5 protein-coding genes are annotated in these 9,299 nt (G+C 30.7%); 1 reads left to right on the top strand and 4 read right to left on the bottom strand.

The annotated features are described in order from the left end of the window. Positions 1–19: 19 nt before the first annotated feature. Positions 20–1,567, top strand: a complete 1,548-nt coding sequence (locus tag CD30_RS18175; RefSeq protein ID WP_084078057.1) for an AAA family ATPase — start codon at positions 20–22, stop codon at positions 1,565–1,567. A 493-nt stretch (positions 1,568–2,060) separates the two neighbouring features. Here CD30_RS18175 and CD30_RS18170 read toward each other — a convergent pair whose 3' ends face one another. The 4 genes from CD30_RS18170 to CD30_RS18155 are packed head-to-tail and all read right to left on the bottom strand — an operon-like array spanning position 2,061 to position 8,491. Further along, positions 2,061–2,801 (bottom strand): hypothetical protein, encoded by a 741-nt coding sequence (locus tag CD30_RS18170; protein WP_052126318.1) that lies wholly within the window; start codon positions 2,799–2,801, stop codon positions 2,061–2,063. Then, the gene (locus CD30_RS18165) at positions 2,752–4,500 is read right to left on the bottom strand and encodes a site-specific integrase (RefSeq protein WP_036180261.1); all 1,749 of its coding nucleotides are present in this window, start codon (positions 4,498–4,500) and stop codon (positions 2,752–2,754) included. Before CD30_RS18165 ends, CD30_RS18170 begins: the two co-directional genes overlap by 50 nt. After that, positions 4,500–7,178, bottom strand: coding sequence for a hypothetical protein (locus CD30_RS18160; protein ID WP_036180258.1), 2,679 nt, complete (start codon positions 7,176–7,178; stop codon positions 4,500–4,502). Before CD30_RS18160 ends, CD30_RS18165 begins: the two co-directional genes overlap by 1 nt. Continuing rightward, positions 7,175–8,491: a hypothetical protein gene (locus CD30_RS18155; RefSeq protein ID WP_052126317.1), complete on the bottom strand. Its 1,317-nt coding sequence runs from the start codon at positions 8,489–8,491 to the stop codon at positions 7,175–7,177. The genes CD30_RS18160 and CD30_RS18155 overlap by 4 nt, the downstream gene beginning before the upstream one ends. Positions 8,492–9,299: the final 808 nt, after the last annotated feature.

The raw sequence follows: 9,299 nt of genomic DNA, 5'->3' as shown, positions 1-9,299 counted from the left end.
GGTGGTATAAAGTTCCGCACTGCTGGCTCAAACGCTCCGCAATACTCACCCCAATTCAGAAATATGTAAAGATTTACATATCAGAAAAACACCCGAATTAAAAATAACGGCGGAAAAATTAGGACTAACAATAGATGATAAAAGAAAATCATCTTTGTTTAGGAAAGCAATTTTAAATTCAATTAAGAACCCGGTTTTAGAAGAGATACGAATACCGGTTGACCAAGAAGGAGCAAAGCAAATTTGGAATGGTTTAAAAGACTACATACCACTTTATGAACTTTTTCAATCAGATAGGAAAAATCAGGATCAAGATAGTGAAATACAAAACCCCATGAAATTACTTATTAAAGAATTAATGAGAGATGAAACTATATTAGAACCTTTACAGCAAGTTTATGAAAAAATTGTAAAGGAGTCCAAGAAATTAGCTGAACAAACTATTGAAAAACTTTCTGAAATGAACCCTGACATCGCAAAAGAGTTATCTGCCAATTTTGAAGATCCTGCCTGGGAAAAAGTATTCAAATTTACCTTAGAAACTGATCAAGGTATAGCTGTTAATAAAAGGGGGAGTGGGGTTAGAAGATTAATTTTACTTAACTTTTTTAGAGCAGAGGCAGAAAGAAGGCGAAATGAACGTAATGTTCCAAATGTTATCTATGCATTTGAAGAGCCTGAAACTTCACAGCATCCTAATCATCCAAAAATGTTAATTGAAGCATTTAAGGACTTAGCCAATTCGGATGTTAACCAAGTTATTTTAACTACACATAGCCCAGCTATAGCAAAGATGTTACCAATTGAATCGTTAAGACTGATTACTAAAAATTATGCAGGAGATACAATAATCAGAGAAACTAGTGATGATATGTTATCAGATATCGCTGATAACTTAGGTATTTTACCAAATATTGAGTTGGATAATGTCAATCGAGTTAAACTCGCCATTTGTGTAGAAGGAAAAAATGATATTAATTTTTTAAGAAACATAAATAATAATATTCTTTCATTTAAAAAAATTATTGATTTAAATGACCCACAAATAATAATAATACCTATGGGTGGTAGTACTTTACAATTTTGGGTAAATGATAATTACCTTGAAAAACTTAAATTAGCTCAATTGCATATCTATGATAGTGATGTTGGATCTAATGTTCCTCATAAATATAAAAAGTATATTGATATTATTAATACTCGGGCAAATAGCATTGGATTTGAAACGTCAATGAGGGAATTTGAAAATTACTTAACACCGGAATACGTATTAGAAAAATATCCAAAATGCTTTGATAAAAGTACCACAGATTGGACGACATTAGATATTCCAGAGTTGATTGCTAAAATAACTCACGAATCGGATCCTAGTAGTAGTAAAAGCTGGGAAGAATTAAAAGATGAAAAGAAAAAGAATAAAAAGGGAAATGCTAAGAATAGAATTAACAATGAATTAATTTTTGAGGTTTCTGAAAAACAATTAAAAAATAGTGATTGCTATAATGAAATAGAAAAATGGTTCAAAGAAGCCGCTAGACTACTAGCAGTAGATTTAATCGAAGTATAAGCATAGTCCTAACTTCTAATCCAACGTTTTATTTTTGTCTATTTACCGTCTATATTAAAAATAAATTAAATAAACCGTATGAAAATTAGACAAAAGGAGCGATTGAATAGATTATTCTAAATTTAAGAACTCATTGTCATGAAAATAAACAGATAGAATAAATATTTTTGATCACTTTGAAATTTAGAATTCTATTAAAAGGCGCATTCGTGTACCGCTAAATGTTGTGGAGAATAACGATTATTGTTAATAAAGGTGGAAACTTACCGAAGGAATATTCTGTTTTGTATTTAGAGCTTGTAATGAATGTATGTAACGTAAAAGAAGTTGTAACATTTTGCAATTTAACTGAACAATGTAACTAAGGATAGTAGGAGTTCATTTTCTTTACTTAACTCAATTCATTATAGAAAATATAACGGGTTCCATTTTGAAATATATGTACAAAACGTATATTTTCCACCTCAAAGGGACCCCGTTAATGCCAATTAAATTATTCTTTTTTATGCTTTTGCCTAAGGGATTCAATACCTTGTGATAGTGGCAAAACATTGTTGTTTATTGTTGGTTCCTCATGTACCCCTTTGAGTCTCTTTCTAAACTCCTCAAATTTTTCGTATCCTTCTGTTGGGTTAGAAAAGCTTGTATCAAAAAAGAAATCCACAATTGGGTGCCTGGTTTTTCCTGTTGCCATTAAATTAATTAATGGAACATCTGACTTGATACTGGCATTGAACCATGAAAACAAAACTGTTTGATATTGTTGAAGTAATTCTTCCAATTCCTTATTTTCTTGTTTTAAAGCCTTCATTGTACCTTTTAAGGTATTCATCTTTCCTAAGAGTTCATTGTAGTTTTTTGCTTTCTTTTCGTTTAATTTTAGTGCTTCAATAAGCCTTCTTTTGTCGGAAGGTTTGCCTGTAAAAAATTTATCTACACATTCTTGGGTATCTATGTAAACATCAGATTCAGTGGTCTTTTTGTTGACGAGGGCAGCTTCATAAGCCTTATTTATCTTATCAATTGTTTCTTTTCCTTGTCTTCCATCTCTTCTCCAATAGTCTTCACTTAATTGGTAGGGAATTGTCTCGTTCTCATAAAGCTTTTTAGAATAACGATAGACTTCTGAATATTTTAGCCATCCTGACACTTTTTCTTCTTGAGTAAACTGATAAATAATTTTATTAATTTCTTCCTGTGGGAAGATTTTTGGTTTTCGACCCCTTGTCTCCACTGTTATCTATCCTCTCTTTTACCTTGTATAGATTGATATACTTATGAACTGCTTTTTCAATATACTTAGAATGATTAATTAGTTGTTTTTTAATTTCTACATTCTCAGAGGTATAATATTCATCCTTACCTATATTCTCATAAATAGCCTTGTATAGTTTTTTTAAATTATCAATGGTTTCATTGAGGTAGGATTTCCTTTCTTTCATTTTTTGCTCTAAGATATGTTGCTTTTGGATGAATTCCTCCATTGAAATTCTCCAATGATCACACCCCCAACAGTCTTCATCCATACATCTTTGTTCTTTGTCTGTACAATACCCTTCAGTCATGATTCTTTGGAAACCTGTGTTAGTGGGTCTAAGAACGTATTTATTAATAAAGTCCATTCCCAGTGAAATTGATTTATCCTTTATAAGGTTTGAGTAACTGTCCAAATCTGTATTTGTAATAAGCTCTAGTATTTCTAAATCAACGTAATTTTGGATATGGTTAAAGTAATGTTCTTGTGAACGTATTGATGTATGACCGCCCATACGTGCAATTTCAACAGGATGATACCCTTGTCTTTTCATATTGATGAAGGCAAGATGGCGGGTATCATTTAATCGCAATTTACGAGTGATATACTGAAATTCTGTTTCCTCTGAGTTATTTGGATTAAATTGAATATGATATTCTCCGAAAACTATATGTTCATAAAAGGAAGCTAAAGTATAATTAAGTATAGCGTAGCTAAACTTTGTTCTATCTATTTTATTGTATTTATTATTACTGTTTAGAGGTATGGATTCGTAAGTGATAAACGTATCTGTGAATCCGAATTTTTCCGTAATCTGTTTGTATTCTTCTAATTTTTGATAAAAATCGTGGGGAATATAAACTTTATCAACAATTTGAATTCTATTGGAATTTACCTTTTTTTGTTTTATTCTTGGTAACTGAATGTAGTAGTTTCCGTTTAATTCTTTAAGAGAGTCCCGTGAGATGTTACAAAACTCACTTGGTCTCATTGGTATTAGATTGGTTACTTTCCACCAGAACCAAATAGGAAACCATCTTAAATATTGTTTCTCTGTCAGTTCTTTAGAAAAGAAATCTTCCACTATTCGAGAGAAAACTAATATATCTCTTGAAGATGGTAAAATACGAACCTTTTTTTCAATGTTATATTGTTTTTTTAGTTCATATAGCAGTGACAAAATCTCTTCATATTTTTCCAAATCGGAAAAATAGTCTAATAGATTTAATGATGAAAGAACAATGACCGCCTTAGTTCCTTCATTTAACGTTGAGAAGTCATCTGAAATATCTTCTATATTTATATTTGTTAATCCCTTTGTGATTTTTAAGAACTTCATTATTCCCAGTGTATAGGTCGAGACTAAAGGAACTGAATAGGAATTGAGCAAGTTTGATACCCAACATTTTATAATAGTAAGAAACTCCATATCTCTTAATTCAGTATTAAATACAGACAGTTCTTTTATTTGATCAAAGTTAATAATTCTTCGATTACTTGTAGTTTTATAATGCAAATACCATATATTATCTTCAAAATTACATTGATTTATAGGTGACTCGTTCATTTTTTCTTGGAGGATATTTTTAGCTTCTTCAACTGAATTCTCTAAATCAAACATTGATTCACTGAACTCTTCCAAATCAATTAAAAATTCTTCAGCTAAATTATCAAACACTATAATTCCCCTCCAATTCCTACTGTTTGTGGTTCGGTTAATAGATTTATCATGACATCGAACTCTTGATATTCCATTTCCATGAACATTTCCACTATATCTTCTCCAAAGGTGTTGATTGCCCCGAGGATTTTGTCATAATCATATAAAAATAGTTGGATAAGTTTAGATATATATCCTTCGGGTACATTTTTATTTTTTATTGCCACTTGATACTTTGATAATGTTCGTAATATGCGATTACAAATAGAAGATAAAGCGTAAAAGTGAGGTATTGAGAACGGACAATTTTCACAACCCATAGTTTTTGCGATGCAATCTGAAAAGAAACATTGATAATTTTCTTCTTTACCAGGGGAAAGCCCCAATTGAATTAAATTCATTTTTCTCTGTAACTCTTCCTTTGGAATATCCTCCAATAATTTCCCTAAATCTTCGCGTTCTTGTGACAATTGTTTCAGGTAGATAGCAGTATCCTCTAACTTCACAATATCTCCCAATAGCTCTCTGATTTTGATTGATCTATCCGTTCGAACTAATCGAACTTCAGGAGGCTCTCCTAATAAAGATTTTCCTAATTGGTCATAAATGTAGCCGAAAAATCCTGTGTCAAATAAGTTCCTTGTTATAAAATCTAAATGCTCTTGTGGTATATGAATGTATATGTTTGAGGTCTCACTTGATGCATGTCCTCTTAAATGGCGAGCAATTTCAATAGGATCGCCAATATCTTGATTAGTAACTGAAGAGGTAAGGGAGAGAACCGTACGATTCATTTTCCTTGATTCAAATTTAAACCCATCCATAAAGCAATTAAAGAAAGTATCGTGTGTAGACATACCTATGGTATTTCGTTTTGTGTAAAAATGAATTAAATTGCCTTCATCGTGCGGATGTAGCATTCGGCATCTAAACTCACAGATTAGTAAGGCATATGCCATTGGTAGAGTTAAATGGCTTGAACAATAAAAAAAGGCTTTTTCATTATTTTTATTGTGTTTAAACCATTGGAGTTTATAATGATTCACAATTTTATTAGCTTCATTATAGGTTAGTTGTAGATTAATTAGTGAATCAATACTGTTTAAATTGTACTTGTCAAATATATTAGAAAGATATCTTGGAAATGCAATTATATCTGACTTCCTCCATCCGTTATTCATATGAAATAGAACATATAACCACATTGAGTCGTATTTCTTAGATTTAGATTTATTTTTAAGTGCTATTTTTACATCTTCAATTGCCAATCTTTTATGTTTTTCAAAGTCGCCAACAAAGTTGTGTAATGATAAATATTCATCAATTGAGTATATTTCCTTCTCTTTAGGTTGACCCTGTTCATAAGGATTACAGTCCAGTTTTTTAAAATCAAATATTTTTTTTCCATAGGTTTCAAAGGACTGATTTATGTTATAGAGAAAAGAATAAATCTCTCTTTGGTGTATCTTGGGGACGGAATTGTTAAAAAAAATGAGATTTAATTCTTTCTCCTTAAATTCAAAAATCTCCTTTTCCATCGTTGTATTTACTAATAAACAGGTAACTTTTTTGTATTGTGTGATTCTTGAGGTTCGGGTAACATGTGACCCATATTGCTTTGCCAATTTTATTTTTACAAACTGAAACCATAACTCTTTTGTTTTTTTAGCATTTTGTGAAAAATGGATATTTTCAATTTGCAGGACTTGTTCGTATAAACCGTAATAATTAGAAGTAGTCCTATCGTATAGTAAAATTCTTTCTTTATCCAATTCGAAGCTAGAGTAATAAGAATCCACTTCGGATTTTAAATATAGCGTTTGCTTTCCTTTAAATTTACCTTTTCGTACAATAGTAGGAATACCCTTGTGCTTTTTCCACCTTCGAGATTTTAATTGAGTATTTAAACTAATATTCCCAATTCTGTTATTTATATCTTGTATTTCTTGTAATGTGTAATAATCTCTATCAAGTTCTTCATAGATTTCCCTTTGTTTAGAGATGAGAGTTTCGAAATCTTCTCTTAACAAAAAACGAAAATAAGCGTCACCAGTCCAAGATTTAATATTGTATTCTTCTAGGACTTTATAAAACAAATCATTTTTAAGTTCTAACTGAACCATAGCGTCATTTACATTAATACCATTGTTTATTTCATCAAAAAGCTTTAATTTTTCTTTTTCGATATACATAAACTCATGTTTTTGTATGAATGTTATAATTTCCTCTTTCCTTTGTCTTAACACTTTTAGAAAGACTGGTGCTGATTTATAGTGGGTTTTTTTGTATGCTTCTGAAATGGATATGTAATCCTTCTTAAATTTATTGTAACTTTCTTTATTGATAAAATATTTTTTATCTACATTAATGGGAACTTTTAATTCTATTAACTCTAAACAAGTATTATTGACCAATTGTTTGGTGTGTTTAAGATATAGCCTAGCCGATTTATAATCAATTCCAGCAAGATCTTTAAGGAAATCGTGAATAGCGATATAATCCTTATAGATTATATCTATTTTATTAATATATTTCTCAAATGAGTCGATTGAAATTAGTATTACATTGTCTTGAATGATTCCATCAAACTCACCAACGTCTAGAAGTTTACGGAGTTTGTCATTATTTCTAAATAATCCATATTTTTTTAAATCATAGAGTTGGTTTAGTTCATGATATGTTACGTAGCCTATCAATTTATCCCCCTCAAATCTTCAATCGTTATTTTGCTTTTTCTTTCAGCTTCAAAGGCGGCTTGTCCAAGTAATTCCAATGATTCTTCTGTCTTTTTTATTACATTTATTTGTTCGATATATCTTTTTGCTGATTCGATTTGATTATCTCCTCTTGCAATAGCGACTTCTTCGGCACTCCATCCAAGCAAAAACGTAAGCATATTGGTGTAAACACCTCTTCCTATATGGGTAGACCAAGGTTTTGAGGTGATAAACAGATAATCATCATCATTATGGACACTTATTATTTCTAAAAATTTCTCTCGTACCTTTGTAAATCGTTTCCAATATTCTTTACCTGAAATGGGGTTCCCATTGTTTGATACGAAATAGGCCTGTTCATTCTTTAGTTTTCCTAGTTTCTCTAAGCGATGAAGCCTTTCATCGTGATTTTTTAAAAGTTCCATAACTATATCAGTTTTGAAAACTGCTTGTGTTCTTGGCTTTTTAACTTGTTCCGAGAGTGAAATTAACTTGTTAGGGAAGAGTCTCCTCCAGTTATCTGTTATATCAAGGATAAGCGCACCAGAACCATCTTTTTTAGGTCTCTTTATACTGCTTTTCGTCAAATTGACAACATCGCCTCTTCTTAATCCTCCATAGAATTGAAAGGCTATTCCTAATGCTATTTCTGGGGCTATAAGTTCTGCCACTCTAAGGAAGTTGTTAACTAAGTCTAATCTTCCGTTACCGAAATCATGGAGTTTTCTTGCTTTAATGGCTTCCTCACTTTCTGAAGCAGGAAATTCAACACCAAGATCTATTTGTTTAAAAAGGGAACGAGCAACGTATATTTCTTTACCTTTAATTTTCTTTTTATCATAAATAACGTTTGTCTTTTCATGTATGATATTACTTTCAATTAGCCACACATAAAACTTTGTCAGTAAACGTTCTATATCATATATGTAGTTAGGTTTTAATTCTCCTAAATCTACTCTATCTTTAAGAAAGTTTAGATATTTAGCACCGTGAATTAATTTTAATTCTTTTAATCCATTCTTCTCTAACGGTAAAAACTCTTCATCTTCTTCATTGATATTATCCAATATGAAATTAAGAAACTTACAAATATCCCCGGTATATCTATTTTGTGTAGTGAGGGCAGTAGGTTTATTTATAAAATTCCCTTTTATAAAGTTAGTTAGTGGGTGAGGGTATATAATGCCAGTTATTTTATCTTGAATGCATAGAAAGGTTTTAATTGATTCATAAGGTTCTCCCGATTTTACTTCCTGTATTTTCAACTGTCTTACTATAAATTGGAAATTCATTTTAATCCTCCTCAGGCATATTGTAGAAGGGTACAGTTCGTTGTTCGTTGTTGATATGTCGATATGGGGTTTGAAAATTCTGACATTCCATTCTTTTTGATTGGTAATGTAGTAGGGATCCAATCCCCAGAAATTGCTGTTTTTAAAAATCCTTCTGTTTTTTTAACCACTTTGTTAATTGTTATATAATAAGGAAAATTTAATCAAATCCCGATTAATGCCAACATAACTCAATAAATTAAGAATTTTATTTGTAAGTGAAGTCAATGTGACTGCCAGATCAGCAAAGTCAATAATTTTTTGATGTTATCATCATGGAGTGAAGTATTTGGTGAATCGGTTTTGAGGTTGAGTGTGTAAAGATAAATTTTGAAGGTCTTGATGAGGAATTTTCCATCCTTGTTGTCATTCTTTTTGAGAGCGTTAGTAATTTTCCCGTTGGAAGCCATCGTCCGATAGTTTCATCACTTTTTGTAGTTTTCTGCTACCTCTTTAACAAAGAGAAAGTAATCCATTATACATTCCACCTTTGGTCTAAAACAACAAACAATATTTAGATGTTGTATTAGAGATCTAATAAAAGTTTAAAGTAAAAATTATACAACAAATATACATCTAATTATAAACTGTGTAGGGAATTATTTCCACACAACTTTTGTAAAGTTTGTCAAAATGGGGAAGGTTATAAATGTTTATATAGAGCCTTTTTTACTCTGATTTTATAATTATCCATTTATTCGCATGGAATTGGGGATATAATAGATAAATTATTTAATAAAATTTTCGCTTTAAAGTGTTCATAGCTTCT

The organism is Ureibacillus massiliensis 4400831 = CIP 108448 = CCUG 49529, from assembly GCF_000772965.1.
GTDB lineage: Bacteria > Bacillota > Bacilli > Bacillales_A > Planococcaceae > Ureibacillus > Ureibacillus massiliensis.
This window is presented reverse-complemented; position numbering and strand designations above follow the sequence as displayed.

What these genes read in the sequence shown, in the direction of transcription:
- CD30_RS18155 (WP_052126317.1), bottom strand. Translation starts at nt 8,491, where the DNA reads ATGAATTTCCAATTTATAGTAAGACAGTTGAAAATACAGGAAGTAAAA.